The organism is Pseudomonas sp. BMS12 (assembly GCF_001592875.1).
Lineage (GTDB): Bacteria > Pseudomonadota > Gammaproteobacteria > Pseudomonadales > Pseudomonadaceae > Aquipseudomonas.
On sequence record NZ_LSOF01000003.1, the window covers coordinates 202,178 to 218,500 of the forward strand.

The 16,323-nt window shown below is 64.4% G+C and carries 12 protein-coding genes; 7 read left to right on the plus strand and 5 right to left on the minus strand.

Annotated features, from left to right (window positions below):
* Positions 1 to 8 precede the first annotated feature (8 nt).
* The 5 genes from ptsP to AYB31_RS02085 all read left to right on the plus strand — a co-directional run bounded on the left by ptsP (position 9) and on the right by AYB31_RS02085 (position 5,663).
* On the plus strand, positions 9 to 2,288 hold the full coding sequence (gene ptsP, locus AYB31_RS02065; protein ID WP_068825289.1) for a phosphoenolpyruvate--protein phosphotransferase: 2,280 nt from the start codon (positions 9 to 11) through the stop codon (positions 2,286 to 2,288).
* A gap of 28 nt (positions 2,289 to 2,316) precedes the next feature.
* On the plus strand, positions 2,317 to 3,714 hold the full coding sequence (locus tag AYB31_RS02070) for an FAD-binding oxidoreductase (RefSeq protein WP_068825291.1): 1,398 nt from the start codon (positions 2,317 to 2,319) through the stop codon (positions 3,712 to 3,714).
* A 233-nt stretch (positions 3,715 to 3,947) separates the two neighbouring features.
* The gene (locus AYB31_RS02075; RefSeq protein ID WP_068825293.1) at positions 3,948 to 4,616 is read left to right on the plus strand and encodes a CsgG/HfaB family protein; all 669 of its coding nucleotides are present in this window, start codon (positions 3,948 to 3,950) and stop codon (positions 4,614 to 4,616) included.
* A 12-nt stretch (positions 4,617 to 4,628) separates the two neighbouring features.
* Positions 4,629 to 4,979, plus strand: a complete 351-nt coding sequence (locus AYB31_RS02080; RefSeq protein WP_068825295.1) for a DUF4810 domain-containing protein — start codon at positions 4,629 to 4,631, stop codon at positions 4,977 to 4,979.
* A 9-nt stretch (positions 4,980 to 4,988) separates the two neighbouring features.
* Positions 4,989 to 5,663 carry a DUF799 domain-containing protein gene (locus AYB31_RS02085; RefSeq protein WP_442961785.1) on the plus strand — a complete coding sequence of 225 codons (675 nt, stop codon included), beginning with the start codon at positions 4,989 to 4,991 and terminating at the stop codon, positions 5,661 to 5,663.
* 27 nt (positions 5,664 to 5,690) lie between these two features.
* Here AYB31_RS02085 and AYB31_RS02090 read toward each other — a convergent pair whose 3' ends face one another.
* Entirely contained in the window at positions 5,691 to 6,731 is a 1,041-nt protein-coding gene (locus tag AYB31_RS02090) for an AraC family transcriptional regulator (RefSeq protein WP_068825299.1), read from the minus strand.
* Between the two features lie 104 nt (positions 6,732 to 6,835).
* Between AYB31_RS02090 and AYB31_RS02095 the strand changes: the two genes are divergently transcribed.
* Both AYB31_RS02095 and AYB31_RS02100 read left to right on the plus strand, forming a co-directional pair.
* Positions 6,836 to 9,217, plus strand: a complete 2,382-nt coding sequence (locus tag AYB31_RS02095; RefSeq protein ID WP_068825301.1) for a penicillin acylase family protein — start codon at positions 6,836 to 6,838, stop codon at positions 9,215 to 9,217.
* 263 nt (positions 9,218 to 9,480) lie between these two features.
* Positions 9,481 to 11,883: a sugar-binding protein gene (locus AYB31_RS02100; protein ID WP_068825303.1), complete on the plus strand. Its 2,403-nt coding sequence runs from the start codon at positions 9,481 to 9,483 to the stop codon at positions 11,881 to 11,883.
* Between the two features lie 91 nt (positions 11,884 to 11,974).
* Here the strand turns inward: AYB31_RS02100 and AYB31_RS02105 are convergent, their stop codons facing one another.
* The 4 genes from AYB31_RS02105 to AYB31_RS02120 all read right to left on the minus strand — a co-directional run bounded on the left by AYB31_RS02105 (position 11,975) and on the right by AYB31_RS02120 (position 16,073).
* Entirely contained in the window at positions 11,975 to 12,853 is an 879-nt protein-coding gene (locus AYB31_RS02105) for an ABC transporter permease subunit (RefSeq protein ID WP_068825305.1), read from the minus strand.
* Positions 12,850 to 13,731, minus strand: coding sequence for an ABC transporter permease subunit (locus AYB31_RS02110; protein WP_177332268.1), 882 nt, complete (start codon positions 13,729 to 13,731; stop codon positions 12,850 to 12,852). Before AYB31_RS02110 ends, AYB31_RS02105 begins: the two co-directional genes overlap by 4 nt.
* A 23-nt stretch (positions 13,732 to 13,754) precedes the next feature.
* Positions 13,755 to 14,909, minus strand: a complete 1,155-nt coding sequence (gene potA, locus AYB31_RS02115; RefSeq protein ID WP_068825309.1) for a polyamine ABC transporter ATP-binding protein — start codon at positions 14,907 to 14,909, stop codon at positions 13,755 to 13,757.
* Positions 14,910 to 15,023: 114 nt separating this feature from the next.
* A complete protein-coding gene (locus tag AYB31_RS02120) occupies positions 15,024 to 16,073 on the minus strand; it encodes a polyamine ABC transporter substrate-binding protein (protein ID WP_153020626.1) in 1,050 nt (349 codons plus the stop codon).
* Between the last annotated feature and the right edge of the window lie 250 nt (positions 16,074 to 16,323).

Sequence of the window (16,323 nt, forward strand, 5' to 3'; positions counted from 1 at the left end):
AAGCAAGCATGCTCAACACGCTGCGCAAGATCGTTCAGGAAGTAAACTCCGCCAAGGACCTCAAGGCGGCGCTGACGATCATCGTGCAACGGGTCAAGGAGGCCATGGGCAGCCACGTCTGCTCGGTTTACCTGCTCGACCCGGAGAGCAATCGCTTCGTGCTGATGGCCACCGACGGCCTCAACAAGCGCTCCATCGGCAAGGTCAGCATGGCGCCCAACGAGGGCCTGGTCGGCCTGGTCGGCACCCGCGAAGAGCCGCTCAACCTCGAACACGCCTCCGAACACCCGCGCTACCGCTACTTCCCGGAAACCGGCGAGGAGCGCTACGCCTCCTTCCTCGGCGCCCCCATCATCCACCACCGCCGGGTGATGGGCGTGCTGGTCATCCAGCAGAAGGAACGCCGCCAATTCGACGAAGGCGAAGAGGCCTTCCTGGTCACCATGAGTGCCCAGCTCGCCGGGGTCATCGCCCACGCCGAGGCCACCGGCTCGATCCGCGGCCTGGGCAAGCAGGGCAAAGGCATTCAGGAGGCACGCTTCGTCGGCGTGCCCGGCTCACCCGGCGCCGCCGTGGGCACCGCCGTAGTCGTGCTGCCACCGGCCGACCTCAATGTGGTGCCAGACAAGCCGGTGGACGACATCGCCGCCGAGCTGGAACTGTTCGGCAAGGCCCTGGACTGGGTCCGCGAGGACATGCAGGAGCTGTCCGCCAAGCTCGCCACCCAGCTGCGCAAGGAAGAGCTGGCGCTGTTCGACGTTTATCTGATGATGCTCGACGACAATGCCCTCGGTAACGAGGTGCGCAAGATCATCAAGACCGGCCAATGGGCCCAGGGCGCGCTGCGCCAGGTGGTCAACGAACACGTCGCGCGTTTCGAACTGATGGACGACGCCTACCTGCGCGAACGCGCCAGCGACGTGCGCGACCTCGGCCGCCGCCTGCTCGCCTACCTGCAGGAAGAGCGCAAGCAGAGCCTGGTGTACCCCGACAACAGCATTCTGGTCAGCGAGGAACTGTCGCCGGCCATGCTCGGCCAGGTGCCGGAAGGCAAGCTGGCCGGCCTGATCTCCGTACAGGGCTCGGGCAACTCCCACGTGGCGATTCTTGCCCGCGCCATGGGCATTCCCACGGTGATGGGCGTGGTCGACCTGCCCTATTCCAAGGTCGACGGCATCCAGCTGATCGTCGACGGCTACCACGGCGAAGTCTTCACCAACCCCAGCGAGCTGCTGCGCAAGCAGTACGCCGAGGTGGTCGAGGAAGAGCGCCAGCTGGCCCAGGGCCTCGACGCCCTGCGCGAACTGCCCTGCGAGACGCTGGACGGCCAGCGCATGCCGCTGTGGGTCAACACCGGCCTGCTGGCCGATGTAAAGCGCGCCCAGGAACGCGGCGCCGAAGGCGTCGGCCTGTACCGCACCGAAGTGCCGTTCATGAACGGCGAGCGCTTCCCCAGCGAGAAGGAACAGCTGGCCACCTACCGCGAGCAGCTGCAGGCCTTCCATCCGCTGCCGGTGACGATGCGCACCCTGGATATCGGCGGCGACAAGGCCCTGCCCTACTTCCCGATCAAGGAAGACAACCCCTTCCTCGGCTGGCGCGGTATCCGCGTCACCCTCGACCACCCGGAAATCTTCCTGGTCCAGGTGCGCGCCATGCTCAAGGCCAGTGAGGGCCTGAACAACCTGCGCATCCTGCTGCCAATGATCTCCGGCCTGCAGGAGCTGGAAGAGTCCCTGCACCTGATCCACCGTGCCTGGGGCGAGGTGCGCGACGAGGGCGTCGATGTGCCCATGCCTCCGGTCGGGGTGATGATCGAGATCCCCGCCGCCGTCTACCAGATCCACGAGATGGCGCGTCAGGTCGACTTCCTCTCGGTCGGCTCGAATGACCTGACCCAGTACCTGCTGGCGGTGGATCGCAACAACCCGCGGGTCGCCGATCTCTACGACTTCCTCCACCCCGCCGTGCTGCATGCCCTGCGCCTGATCGTCGACGGCGCCCATGCCGAAGGCAAGCCGGTCAGCATCTGCGGCGAGATGGCGGGCGACCCGGCGATGGCCGTACTGCTGCTGGCCATGGGCTTCGACAGCCTGTCGATGAACGCCACCAACCTGCCCAAGGTGAAGTGGTTGCTGCGCCAGATCAGCTCCGGCAAGGCCCGCGAGCTGCTCGGCCAACTGATGACCATCGACAACCCGCAGGTGATCCACAGCACCCTGCACCTGGCCCTGCGCAACCTCGGCCTGGGCCGGGTGATCAATCCGGCGGCGACCATCCAGAGCTGAGCCGCCGCGCCACGAACAAGGACAGTTCATGCGCTACCTGCTTTTCCTCCTGGCCCTGGCTGCGATGCCGGCCTGGGCCGACGAAATCGTCAATGACGTCACCGGCCTCAACCCCATCCGCGTTCAGCAGGTGCTGGCGCCAACTCGCCTGGAGCAGATAGTCGCGGCCGTCAAAGCCCATGACGGGCCGCTCAGCATCGGCGGCGGGCGCTACAGCATGGGCGGGCAGACTGCCACGGACGGCGCACTGCAGCTGGATATGCGCGACTTCGACGACGTGCTGGAATTCTCCGCCGAGCGGCGCGAGATCCGCGTGCAGAGCGGCATCACCTGGCGCGAGATCCTCGAATACATCGACCCGTACGACCTGTCGCCGCAGATCATGCAGTCCTACGCCAACTTCAGCGTCGGCGGCTCGCTGTCGGTCAACGTGCATGGCCGCTATGTCGGCGAGGGCCCGCTGGTCGGCGCGGTGCGCAGCATCCGTATGGTGCTGGCCGATGGCAGCCTAGTGGAGGCCAGCCCCAGCCATAACCCGGAACTCTTCTATGGCGCCATCGGCGGCTACGGCGGCCTCGGCGTGATAGTCGAGGCGACCCTGGGCCTGGTGGAAAACAGCCGCATCGCCCGCGAATCGCAGGTCATGCCGCTGAGCGAATACCGTGCCTGGTTCCAGCGCGAAGTGCAGGGCCAGGCGGATGTCCTGATGCACAACGGCATCCTCTACCCGGACTCCTTCGACCGCGTGCGTGCCGTTTCCTACCGCCGCACCCATGCGCCACTGACCCTGAGCGAACGCCTGGTACCCGCCGACCGCAAATACCCGCTGCAACGCGCCGGCATCAAACTGACCAGCGCGTCGCGCACCGGCCGCATGCTGCGCGAAGCGGCGCTCGACCCCTTGCTGTACCGCGGCCAGCAGGTGCAGTGGCGCAACCACGAGGCCAGCCTCGATGTACGCGAGCTGCAACCGATCTCCGGGCCCGACTTCAGCTACGTGCTGCAGGAATACTTCATGCCGCCGGCGCAGCTGGAACGCTTCGTTGCCGAACTGGCACGCCTGACCCGCCAGCATCAGGCCAACCTGATCAACATCTCGATCCGCCATGCCAAGGCCGACCCCGGCACCCTGCTGGCCTGGGCGCCGGAAGAAGTCTTCGCCCTGGTGCTCTACTACCGCCAGGGCGCCTCAGCGGAAGAACGCCAGCGCGCCGCCGCCTGGACCCGCGACCTGATCGACGCCGCACTGGCCAGTGGCGGGCGCTACTACCTGCCCTACCAGATTCACGCCAGCCGCGAGCAATTCCTCGCCGCCTACCCACGCGCGCCAGAGTTCTTCGCCCTCAAGCAGCGCCTCGATCCAAGCTACAAGTTTCGCAACCGGCTGTGGGATGCCTATTACCAGCCCATCAGCAGCAACGAGTAAGCCAACATGGCTACTGGCCATTAACCACGGTTATTTGTAGACTCGCGCCTCTACCCGCTGGCGGCCCGCCAGCCTTCAAGCGTTATCGCACCTGGCACGGGTGTGATTTGGAGATTCAAGGTCATGGAAGCACCACCGGCACCACGCCACCCTCTCGCCTGCTCCAGGCACCCGCAAACGGCACGCCCTCTGGCCAAGCCGCTTACTGATCGCCCCTAGTTCCGAGGAACATCATGAGAAACGCCCTAGTCGCGAGCGGTCTGCTCGTGTCCGGCCTGCTGGTCGGTTGCGCCACCGAGAGCTCCCGCACCCTGGAAGTCTCCAAGGTACAGAGCTACCAGAGCACCTACCAGGGCACCCGCCAGCCCATCTCCATTGGCAAGTTCGACAACCGCTCCAGCTACATGCGCGGTCTGTTCTCCGACGGCGTCGACCGTCTCGGCGGCCAGGCCAAAACCATTCTCATCACCCACCTGCAGCAGTCCAACCGTTTCAGCGTGCTGGATCGCGACAACATGGAGGAGATCCGCCAGGAGAGCAGCATCTCGCAGAAGGCCCAGCAGCTGCGTGGTGCCGACTTCGTGGTGACCGGTGACGTGACCGAGTTCGGCCGCAAGGAGGTGGGTGACCACCAGCTGTTCGGCATTCTCGGCCGCGGCAAGACCCAGGTCGCCTACGCCAAGGTCAACCTCAACATCGTCAATGTGCGCACGTCGGAAGTGGTTTATTCGACCCAGGGTGCCGGCGAGTACAGCCTGTCCAACCGCGAAGTGATCGGCTTCGGCGGCACTGCCAGCTACGACTCGACCCTCAACGGCAAGGTGCTCGACCTGGCCATCCGCGAGGCGGTCAATCGCCTGACCGAAAGCCTCGACAATGGCGCCTGGCGCCCGCAGCAGTAAGGAAGCCGCGCAATGAACAACGCATCTCGCATCATCGCCGTAGCCAGCCTCGGCCTGCTCGGCGGTTGTGTCAGCCAGCCGCAATCGCTCTATCACTGGAACGCCTATCAGGATCAGGTCTACGCCCATTTCCAGGGTGACAACAGCAGCCCGCAGGAGCAGGTTGCCGCGCTGGAGGCCAGCCTGCAGGAGGCCCGCGCCAAGGACCGTCCACTGCCCCCAGGCTTCCATGCTCACCTCGGCATGCTCTATGCCGAACTGGGCAAGGCCGATCAGGTACACCAGGAATTCGAGACCGAGAAGGCGCTGTTTCCGGAATCGGCGCCCTATATGGATCTGCTGCTGAACAACGCCAAGAAGTAAGGGATGAGCATGACAAGCACACTGAAAATCCTCGGCCTTGGCCTGCTGCTGGCCCTGCTGGGCGGCTGCGTCACACCTCCGCCCCCCTACGACTACACCGCGTTCAAACAGAGCAAACCGGCCTCCATCCTGGTGATGCCGCCGGTCAACACCTCGCCGGACATCAAGGCCGGGTACAGCATGCTCTCGCATGTCACCCTACCACTGGCCGAAGCGGGTTACTACGTACTGCCGGTGGCCGTGGTCGATGAGACCTTCAAACAGAACGGCGTGATGAGCGCCGACGAAGCCCAGGCGATTCCCACTGCCAAGCTGCGCGAGATCTTCGGCGCCGATTCCGCGCTGTATCTGGAAGTCACCGAGTACGGCTCCAGCTATAAGGTGATCACCAGCGAAGTCGCGGTAACTGCCAAGGCCAAGCTGGTGGACCTGCGTGATGGACGCCTGCTCTGGGAAGGTGCCGCACGCGCCAGCAGCGCGGAAAACCAGAACAACAATGGCGGTGGACTGATCGGCATGCTGATCACCGCCGCCGTCGAACAGGTGATGAACTCGCTGACGGATCGCGGGCATGAGATTGCCGGCATCACCAGCGCCCGCCTGCTGACTGGCGGTCGGGCCAACGGCATGCTGCTTGGCCCACGCTCCCCGCGGTATGCGGAGAACGACAGGCCCGTTCAGTAAACGTACGCCGGCGACAATCCAAGGGCCCTAATGGGCCCTTTCTGTTTCTGCCAACCGCCCCCGATAGGCATCCGGGGCGATGCCATACCAGCGCTTGAACGCCCGGTAGAACGGCGACAGCTCGGCGAAGCCGCAGGCGCGCGCCACCTCGCGGATCGACTCGCCGGCCTGCAGCAACTCTTGCGCCTTCACTTGCTGCACCGCCTCGCGCACCTGGCGCAGGTTGCTGCCCTGGGCCGCCAGCCCACGCTGCAGGGCAGCCGGCTCCAGGCCCAGCTCGGCGGCGCAGGCGCGCAACGAGCAATCGGCCTGGCCCAGCCGTACGTTCAGCAAGTAACGCAGACGATTGAGCAGATCGTTCTCCACCAGCGCCGCCAGCTGCGCCTCGGCATGCTGCCAGAGCAGCCGGTGCAGCTCGGGGTTGGCATTGCGCGAGGGCCGTTTGAGCAGGCTGACGGGAAACCACAGCGCATCGTGGGCGCAGGAGAAACTGGGTTGCAGGCCGAACAGCCGCCGATGCTCGGTGAGCTTGCGCGGTTTGGCGTGACGGAAGTCCACGGCCAGCAGGCGGAACTCATCGTCGCTGATCAGGCGCAGCAGCTTGGTGAACAGCAGCGTCAGGCACTCCATCTGCTGGCGCAGCGGGCCGAAGCCACGGTAGTTGATGTCCAGCACCAGGCAGGCGCGCTCGCCGTCGATGTGTAGTTGAGCGGCGAAGCCACCGGCGAGGATGTGCTGGAAGCGCAGGAAGCTGCGCAGCGCCTGCTCCAGATCGCGGCTGGCCAGCAGCAGATAGCCGACCACATCGAGCAGGCGCGGCTTCATCACCTCGCCCAGGTGCAGGCCGATATCGGCATCACCAGTCAGGGCATCGGCCGCCAGCCAGAACAGCGGCGCCTCGTCGTGGCTCAGGCGCCCCTCGCTGGGCGGCGGCACCAGCCGTCGATGCTGGTTGGCGCCGCGGTAGATCGCCGCCGGCTCGTGGCCGAGCTCGCCCAGCCCCTCGTACAGCAGACGCCGCAAGGTGGCAGACTGGCTAAGTGGGGCGCTATTGGCAGACAGGCTCATGAATACTCCTCGATTGACCGAAGAATTCCAGCCACATAACCAACGGTCAATGCCGGCGACCGAAGCACTGCTCAGAATGGCCGCATAACAACAAGGAGTGCTTCATGAAACGCAGCCTGACTGTCCTGGCCATCGCGGTGGCCGCCGTCGCCGCCGGCGCCACCTGGTACGCCCACAGCAAGAACCCATTGCGCGACGGCGATATGCCCCTGGCCGGGCTGCAGGCACCAGTCGAAGTGCACTACGACGAACGCGGCGTGCCGCATATCCAGGCGCAGAACGAGATCGATATGTACCGCGCCCTGGGCTTCGTTCACGCCCAGGATCGTCTGTTCCAGATGGAGATGCTGCGGCGCCTGGCGCGCGGCGAGCTGGCCGAAGTGCTGGGCGCCAAGCTGGTCGACACCGACCGTCTGTTCCGCACCCTGGGCATTCGCGAACACGCCGACCGCTACACCAAGACCCTCGACCGCAACAGCCCGGCCGTCAAGGCGCTGCAGGCCTACCTGGACGGTATCAACCAGTACCAGGCCAGCCGTCCGGCGCCGGTCGAATTCGACCTGCTGGGCATCGCCAAACGGCCCTTCACCGTCGAGGACACCGTGTCGGTGGCCGGCTATATGGCCTACAGCTTCGCCGCAGCCTTCCGCACCGAGCCGGTGCTGACCTATGTGCGCGACCAGCTCGGCGGCGACTACCTCAAGGTCTTCGACCTCGCCTGGCACCCCGAGGGCGCCGTGGCCCAGCGCCTCGGTGCAGACGACTGGCGCGGCCTCAACACGCTGGCGGCACTGAGCCAGCAGGCGCTGGTGGATGCCGGCCTGCCGCAGTTCGAAGGCAGCAATGCCTGGGCCATCTCCGGCAGCCGCACCGCCAGCGGCAAGCCGCTGCTGGCCGGCGACCCGCATATCCGCTTCGCCGTGCCGGCGGTGTGGTACGAGGCGCACCTGAGCTACCCCGGCTTCGAGCTGTATGGCCACCACCAGGCGCTCAACCCCTATGCCTCGCTCGGCCACAACACGCAGTTCGCCTGGAGCCTGACCATGTTCCAGAACGACGACCTCGACCTGATCGCCGAGAAGGTCAATCCGGACAACCCCGATCAGGTGTGGGTCGACGGCCAGTGGGTCGAGCTGCAGAGCCGCGAGGAGACCATCCAGGTCAAAGGTGGCGAGCCGATCAAACTGACCCTGCGTCGCTCGCCCCACGGCCCCATCGTCAACGACGCCCTCGGCGCCAATACCGGCAAGACGCCGATTGCCATGTGGTGGGCCTTCCTGGAAACCGAGAACCCCATCCTCGATGCTTTCTATCAGCTGGGCCGCGCCGACAGCCTGGGCAAGGCCCGCGCCGCCGTGGAGAAGATCGAGGCCCCCGGCCTCAACGTGATCTACGCCAACGCCAGCGGCGACATCGGCTGGTGGGCCGCCGCCAAGCTGCCGCGGCGCCCGGCCGGGGTGAACCCGAGCTTCATCCTCGACGGCGCCAATGGCGAAGCAGACAAACCCGGCTTCCTACCCTTCAGCGCCAATCCACAGGAAGAAAACCCGGCGCGCGGCTACATCATCTCGGCCAACTACCAGCCGCAGTCGCCAACCGGCGTGAGCATTCCCGGCTACTACAACCTGGCCGACCGCGGCGCGCGCCTGAATGAGCGCCTGGCTGAGCCGGGCGTGAAATGGGACACCCACAACAGCCAGGCCCTGCAGCTGGACGACGGCACCGGTTACGGCCCGCGCCTGCTGGCGCCGATCCTCGACGACCTGCGCCACGCTGCAGAGAGCGACGATGAGCGCGCCCTGGTCGAGCAACTGGCCAAGTGGGATGGCAGCCACCCGCTGGACTCCATCGCCGCCACCCTGTTCAACCAGCTCACCTATGAGCTGGCCAACCAGGCCATGCGTGACGAGCTGGGCGACGCCTTCTTCGACAGCCTGCTGCAGACCCGCGTGCTCGACGTCGCACTGCCACGCCTGACTGCCGACGCCGACTCTGCCTGGTGGGACAAGCGCGGTACCGCCGTAGTGGAAAGCCGCCGCGACACGGTCGCCGCGGCCTGGCGCCACAGCGTTGCGCATCTGCAACAGACCTTCGGCAACGACAGCAACCAGTGGCAATGGGGCAAAGGCCATACCCTCACCCACCAGCACCCACTGGGCGCACAGAAGCCGCTCGACCTGCTGTTCAACGTCGGCCCGTTCGCTGCCCCCGGCGGCCATGAAGTGCCGAACAACCTCTCACACCGCGTCGGCCCGGCGCCCTGGTCGGTGGTCTACGGCCCCTCGACACGCCGCCTGATCGACCTGGCCGACGCCAGCAAAGGCCTGGGCATCAACCCGGTCGGTCAGAGCGGCGTGCCCTTCGACGAGCACTACGCGGATCAGGCCGAGGCCTATATCCAAGGGCAGTACGTGCCAATGCACCTGAGCGAAGAGGATGTGCGGGCCAATACGCGCTCGACCCTGAGCCTGCAACCGGCGGATTAAAACCACGTAACGAGCCCGGCCCAGGCCGCAACACGGGCCACTCGGGAACAGCGCCGCGATTTCGCACAGGAGTCGCGGCGTTTTTGTCTGCTGGACGCTGAAAGGAGCGACTTCTGACCGCCCGCGGCATCGCCCAGTAACCGCTCACAAGGCCCCCGCAGTCGTGAAATCGCGCTTTGCTATGCTCTGGAAGACACGCAGATGCGGATCCGACTGATGCGGCAAGAGCAAGAAGGGAGGTTGCCTTGGGCCGGTGCAAGGGATTGCCCCTGTGGCTGTTAGTGGCGCTGCTATGGACTGACCAGCACACCGGCGCCCAGGAAATTCTGGGCGATCAGGACGCGGAAGCCACCGAGGCAGCGTCAGCCGACAGCGCAGCGATGGACACCCCACAGATTCCCCGGCAATTGATCTATGTCCGGCTCGACGCGCCGCTCATTGACGGCGACCTTTCAGATGCTTTCTGGCACACCCTCGGCGACATCCCCATCGAGTACGAAGTGTTCCCGGTGCGGCTGCGCGAAGCAGGCGTGGCCACCCGTGTACGGGTCGGGTTGACCGACACCCACCTCTACGTCTCCTTTGACGCATCAGACCCGGAGATCGACAAGCTGCGCTCCGCCGTGCGTGAGCGCGATGGCCTGAAGGAGGACGATTACGTCGCGTTGGTTCTAGACCCGGCCGGGCAGGGTTTGCGCAAGTACGAGTTCAGGGTGAACCCGCACGGCAGTCAATCCGACGTGCTGCAGGACAGCATCAGTGATCGCTATCTGTACGACTGGGACGCCCAATGGGAAGCCGCCGCACAGATTGACGAAACGGGCTTCCGGGTAGAAATGGCGATCCCGCGTGAGCAGTTGCGCCTGCTGCCGAGCTCGCAGGCGCAACCCCAGGAGTTATTGCTACTGTTCAAGCGCCACCATCCGCGCCAGGTCGAGCGCACGCTGGCCGGTGCCGTCCAGTTGGTGCTGGCCGGGGAACCGGTAAAGACCGCCGCCCCTGCCAGCAGCAACCAGCGCCTGACCGTGACGCCCCACTATGTGTATAACCGCGATGAAGAGCGCGATATCGGCGCACGCTTTGCGCAGGTAGACGAGCAGCCGCTGCACGCCGCCGGTGCCTACCTGAACTACCGCATCGCCGCCGACCGTCAGTTCCTGATGACGGTAAACCCCAACTACGCGGACGTGGAGTCGGACATCGCCCGCGACAGCATCAATGACCCCTTTGACCCCTACGAACCGGAAAAGCGCGAGCTGTTTGTAGATGCCCGCGAATACTTCCGCACCCTCAACGAGGTGGTCTATACGCGCAATATCGTGCAGCCGGATGTGGGCCTGGCCCACCTGTGGAGCAGCCCGACTGCCACCAGTGGGCTGCTGGCCGCCGTTGACCGGCAAACGCAGATCTATATGCCCGACAACCTCGGCTCGGATGTCGTCAGCCTGGTCGATAACAGCCGCTCCGCGGCGTTCAACTACGAACGTCAATCCGACAAACACAGCCTGGGCGTGCTGAGCACCCTGCGCAGCGCCGACGACTACCACAACGCGGTATTCAGCCTGAACGGCACCGGCAATCTCGGTATCGACGACAAGGTGCGCGGGCAGCTGATGGTGTCGGATACGCAGTACCCGCAGCGTTTTGCCGAAGACCTCTGCAACAGCGCCGGCTGTACCGAGGCTGCCCCCGAGCCGGAATGCGAGCTGGGCGACTGCGCCACCACGCCCTACGTCAGGCGTACCGATTTCGACGACACCCTGCGCGGCTACAACCTGCAGCTGCGCTACAACCACGACGGGCCGGAGTCCCTCTACTGGGCGCGCTACTACGATGTATCGCCGGACTTCCGTGCCGACCTGGGCTTTGTCCGCCGCGTAGACTTCCGCGCACTCAACCTGGCCTACGGTCGCAAGTGGTACTTCCAGGCCAAAGAGGACGATGAAAGCCAGTCGCGCATCCGCACTTACCTGATTGGCGGGCATATGCGCTCGCACTCGGACAACCAGCCACTGGAGACAACCGTCGGCCTGTGGGGCGAGTTCCGCGGCAGCTATCAGACCATCGCCCGGCTGGGCTGGCAGCAGCGCAACCGCGCCGTCAACCGCATTGACCAGAGCGACCTGTCGGCCGGTGACAACGCCCCGCGTTTCGACGAGCACTACTGGCAGTGGTTTTTCCAGACATCGCCCTACGCGCCCTGGACCCTGCACCTGGATGGCCGCTGGGGCTCCATCGCCGACCCCGACAACCTGGTGTTGGGGAAGATGCGCGAGATCAAGCCCAAGCTGCACTACACCACCGGCGCCCTGGACCTGATGGCGGACTTCACCCTGCGCCACTTTGATACCCATGGCGAGCGACTCTACAAGGAACAGTTCTTTTCCCTCACCGCGCTCTATCACGCCCCCAACGGCCTGACCCACCGACTGCTCTGGCTCAACGACCTGACCAAGCGCGATAACGACCGCTGGCGCGGCGACGAACTGGCCCGCGAAACCAGCCAGACCCTGGAGTACACGCAAATCTTCTCACCGCGCCCGGAATGGCAGCTGATGTGGGGGCTGCGACTGGTAAAAGACTATGAATCGGATATAGACAAGAGAGACCTCACCGAACGCGAGATCTACTTCAAGGTGCAGCGTGAGTTCACACTGCTTGAGTAGGAGTTAAGGGTACAGACCAGGTTAGAGCGGCCCGCAACCCACGAACGCCAAAGGCCACCCGAAGGTGGCCTTTGGCGTTTCAGCAGCGGGCTCAGGCAGCCTGAGCGGGCTTCCAGTTGGAGCTGGCGGCCTCTTCGGCCATCGACTCCATGGCTTGCTGGATGGCGCGCTTGCGACGCTCTTCGGCCTGACGGGCGAAGTACCAGGCGAAGAAGGTGAAGATCGACACGGTCAGGATGATCAGGCTGGCGATCGCGTTGATCTCCGGCTTCACGCCCAGACGCACGGCGGAGAACACTTCCATCGGCAGAGTGGTCGAGCCGGGGCCGGACACGAAGCTGGCCAGTACCAGGTCGTCCAACGACAGGGCGAAGGACATCATGCCGCCGGCCAACAGGGACGGCGCGATCATCGGGATGGTGATCAGGAAGAACACCTTCCACGGCTTGGCGCCCAGGTCCATGGCCGCTTCCTCGATGGACAGGTCCAGCTCGCGCAGGCGCGCCGACACCACCACCGCCACGTAGGCCGAGCAGAAGGTGGTGTGGGCAATCCAGATGGTCACCAGGCCGCGCTCCTGCGGCCAGCCAATCAGCTGGGCCATGGCCACGAACAGTAGCAGCAGGGACAGACCGGTGATCACCTCGGGCATGACCAGCGGCGCAGTGACCAGGCCACCGAACAGGGTGCGACCCTTGAAGCGGGTGACCCGGGTCAGCACGAAGGCGGCCATGGTGCCCAGCGCCACGGCGGCGATTGCCGTGTACAGGGCAATTTCCAGCGAGCGCATCACCGAGCCCATCAGCTGGCTGTTGTCGAGCAGGCCGGCGTACCACTTGACCGACCAGCCGCCCCAGACGGTGACCAGCTTGGAGGCGTTGAACGAGTAGATGACCATGATCAGCATGGGCAGGTAGATGAAGGTCAGGCCGACCCACAACATCACATTGGAGAAACTCAGGCGTTTCATGCGCGGCCCTCCATCTCTTTGGCTTGGTTACGGTTGAACCAGATGATCGGGCCCATGAGGATGAGCAGCATGATCACCGCCAGGGCGGATGCCACCGGCCAGTCGCGGTTGTTGAAGAACTCCTGCCACAGCACCTTGCCGATCATCAGGGTCTCCGGGCCGCCGAGCAGTTCGGGGATGACGAACTCGCCCACCGCCGGAATGAACACCAGCATGCAGCCGGCGATGATGCCGTTCTTCGACAGCGGCACGGTGATCTTCCAGAAGTTGTTGAAGTTGCTCGAACCCAGATCCGAAGCCGCTTCCAGTAGGCTGTGATCGTGCTTCACCAGGTTGGCATAGAGCGGCAGGATCATGAACGGCAGGTACGAGTAGACGATGCCGATGTACACCGCCAGGTTGGTGTTGAGGATCTGCAGCGGCGAGTCGATCAAACCGATGGTCTGCAGGAAACTGTTGAGCAGGCCGTTGTTGCTGAGGATGCCCATCCAGGCGTAGACGCGGATCAGGATCGCGGTCCAGGTCGGCATCATGATCAGCAGCAGCAGCACGGTCTGCGCTTCCTTGCTGGCGCGGGCGATGGCGTAGGCCATCGGGAAGCCGATCAGCAGGCACAGGGCGGTGCTGATGAAGGCCATCTTCAGCGAGCCCAGGTAGGCCGCCAGGTACAACTCGTCTTCGGAGAGGAAGATGTAGTTGCCCAGGTTAAGCACGATCGACAGCTGGTTTTCCACCCAGCTGTAGATTTCGGTATAGGGCGGGATGGCCACGTCTGCTTCGGCGAAGCTGATCTTCAGGACGATGAAGAACGGCAGCATGAAGAACAGGAACAGCCAGAAGAACGGCACCCCGATAACGGCATGCCGCCCGGTGGGCAGGTAGCGTTTCAGTTTGCCGATTTTCATGATTGCAGTACCACGCCGCTGTCGTCTTCCCAGTACACCACCACGGCGTCATCCCAGGTCGGACGCTTGCCGCGACGTTCGGCGTTGGCGATGAAGCACTGCACGATCTGCCCGGAGGTCAGCTTGACGTAGTACACCGAGTGACCGCCGAGGTAGGCGATGTCGTGCACGGTGCCGTTGCACCAGTTGTGCTCCGGGTGCTCGTGATCGGCCGGCAGCTCGGTGGCCATCAGCAGTTTTTCCGGGCGCAGGGCGTAGGAAACACGCTTGTCTTCGGCGCGAGTGGTGACGCCGTGACCGATGTAGATCGGCTTGTCCAGCTGCGGGCAACTGATGATGGCGTGGTCGGTTTCGTCGGTGGTGATTTCACCGTCGAACAGGTTGACGTTGCCGATGAATTCGCAGACCAGGCGGCTGGCCGGCGTCTCGTAGATGTCCACCGGGCTACCGGTCTGGGCGATCCAGCCGAGGTGCATGATGGAGATGCGCTGGGCCATGGTCATGGCCTCTTCCTGATCGTGAGTCACCATCACGCAGGTCACGCCGACGCGCTCGATGATCTCGACCAGCTCCAGCTGCATCTGCGAACGCAGCTTCTTGTCCAGTGCACCCATGGGTTCGTCGAGCAGCAGCAGCTTGGGACGCTTGGCCAGCGAGCGGGCCAGGGCCACGCGCTGACGCTGGCCGCCGGAGAGCTGGTGCGGCTTGCGCTTGGCGTACTGGGTCATGTGCACCAGCTTGAGCATCTCGGCCACACGCTCATCGATCTCGGCCTTGGGCAGCTTGTCCTGCTGCAGGCCGAAAGCGATGTTCTGCGCCACGGTCATGTGCGGGAACAGGGCGTAGGACTGGAACATCATGTTGATCGGCCGCTCGTAGGGCGGCATGTCGGTGATGTCCTCACCGTCGAGCAGGATGCGTCCCTCGGTTGGCCGCTCGAAGCCAGCGAGCATGCGCAGCAGGGTCGACTTGCCGGAGCCGGAGCCGCCGAGCAGGGCGAAGATCTCACCCTTGTTGATGGTCAGCGAGACGTCGTCGACGGCGATGGTTTCGTCGAACTTCTTCGTCACGCGATCGATCTTGACCAACACCTCTTTGGGTTGCTGGCTGCCCTCTAGGGCTTTCTTGTAGGCGCTGGAGGCGACTGCCATTTCCAAAACTCCCGGGAAAAATTGGGTCACGGACCCGAACATATTTTGCTGCGCCTGGCGCAGCGGGCCCGTACGGCAGGCCCGACCCGCCGTACGGTGTATTTCAGTTGGTGCTTACTTGCCCGACTTGATCTTCGACCAGCTGCGGGTCATCTGACGCATGATCTTCGGCGGCAACTCGGTCGAGATGTAGAGTTTGCTCATGACTTCGGCGCTTGGGTAGATCGCCGGGTCGTTACGCACTTCCTGATCCATCAGCTTGTCGGCGGCCGGGTTGGGGTTGGCGTAACCCACGTAGTCGCTGACAGGTGCGATCACCGCCGGGTCCAGCAGGTAGTTGATATAGGCATGGGCTTCCTTGACGTTCGGCGCGTCGGCCGGGATGGCCATCATGTCGAACCACAGGTTGGCGCCTTCCTTGGGAATGCTGTAGGCGATCTCGATGCCCTTGCCAGCCTCTTCGGCACGCGCAGCGGCCTGGAACACGTCACCGGAGTAACCGAACGCGACGCAGATGTCACCGTTGGCCAGGTCGCCGATGTACTTGGAGGAGTGGAAGTAGGTCACGTAGGGGCGCAGCTCCAGCAGCTTGGCCTCGGCCTTCTTGTAGTCCTCGGGATTGGTGCTGCGCGGGTCGAGGCCCAGGTAGTTGAGCACGGAAGGGAACACTTCATCCGGCGAGTCCAGCAGGGCGACACCGCAGCTGCTCAGCTTCTTCAGGTTCTCCGGCTCGAACAGCACGGCCCAGGAGTCGACCTCGTCGATACCCAGCGCGGCCTTGACCTTCTCGACGTTGTAGCCGATGCCGTTGGTGCCCCACAGATAGGGGACGGCGTACAGGTTGCCCGGGTCGTTGGTTTCCAGCTGCTTCATCAGCGCCGGGTCAAGATTCTTCCAGTTCGGCAGCAGCGAGCGGTCGAGCTTCTGGAACGCACCCGCCTTGATCTGCTTGCCGAGGAAATGGTTGGACGGCACCACGATGTCGTAGCCGGTACGGCCCGCCAGCAGTTTGCCTTCCAGGGTTTCGTTGGAGTCGAAGACGTCGTAGCTCGGTTTGATGCCGGTAGCCTTTTCGAAGTCCTCGAGGGTGGTTTCGCCGATGTAGTCACTCCAGTTGTAGATATGCACGGTCGGCGCGGCCTGGACGGCCCCTGCCATGCCCATCACGACTGCAGCGGTGATCAGGGTTTTGCGGAAGGAAATTCGCACACGTCAGTCCTCTTTATTGTTGATCTTGCAGGCCGCACATGCGGCCAGGGGTGGTGATGAGTTCGCTGCCATTCCCTGACACTTGCACCTTTCGCCCAGCCGCACGCCCACGGAGCTGTGTGGGGCTCGTGTGTAACGGTAGTCGAAGGGCCATGGAAGCCTCCTGGCGGGTCTCCGGCGGGAGCACCCGCCGGAGGGTGTCGCT

Coding starts and splice junctions, on each gene's coding strand:
- ptsP (WP_068825289.1), top strand. CDS start 9: ATGCTCAACACGCTGCGCAAGATCGTTCAGGAAGTAAACTCCGCCAAG.
- AYB31_RS02070 (WP_068825291.1), top strand. CDS start 2,317: ATGCGCTACCTGCTTTTCCTCCTGGCCCTGGCTGCGATGCCGGCCTGG.
- AYB31_RS02075 (WP_068825293.1), top strand. CDS start 3,948: ATGAGAAACGCCCTAGTCGCGAGCGGTCTGCTCGTGTCCGGCCTGCTG.
- AYB31_RS02080 (WP_068825295.1), top strand. CDS start 4,629: ATGAACAACGCATCTCGCATCATCGCCGTAGCCAGCCTCGGCCTGCTC.
- AYB31_RS02085 (WP_442961785.1), top strand. CDS start 4,989: ATGACAAGCACACTGAAAATCCTCGGCCTTGGCCTGCTGCTGGCCCTG.
- AYB31_RS02090 (WP_068825299.1), bottom strand. CDS start 6,731: ATGAGCCTGTCTGCCAATAGCGCCCCACTTAGCCAGTCTGCCACCTTG.
- AYB31_RS02095 (WP_068825301.1), top strand. CDS start 6,836: ATGAAACGCAGCCTGACTGTCCTGGCCATCGCGGTGGCCGCCGTCGCC.
- AYB31_RS02105 (WP_068825305.1), bottom strand. CDS start 12,853: ATGAAACGCCTGAGTTTCTCCAATGTGATGTTGTGGGTCGGCCTGACC.
- potA (WP_068825309.1), bottom strand. CDS start 14,909: ATGGCAGTCGCCTCCAGCGCCTACAAGAAAGCCCTAGAGGGCAGCCAG.
- AYB31_RS02120 (WP_153020626.1), bottom strand. CDS start 16,073: ATGGGCATGGCAGGGGCCGTCCAGGCCGCGCCGACCGTGCATATCTAC.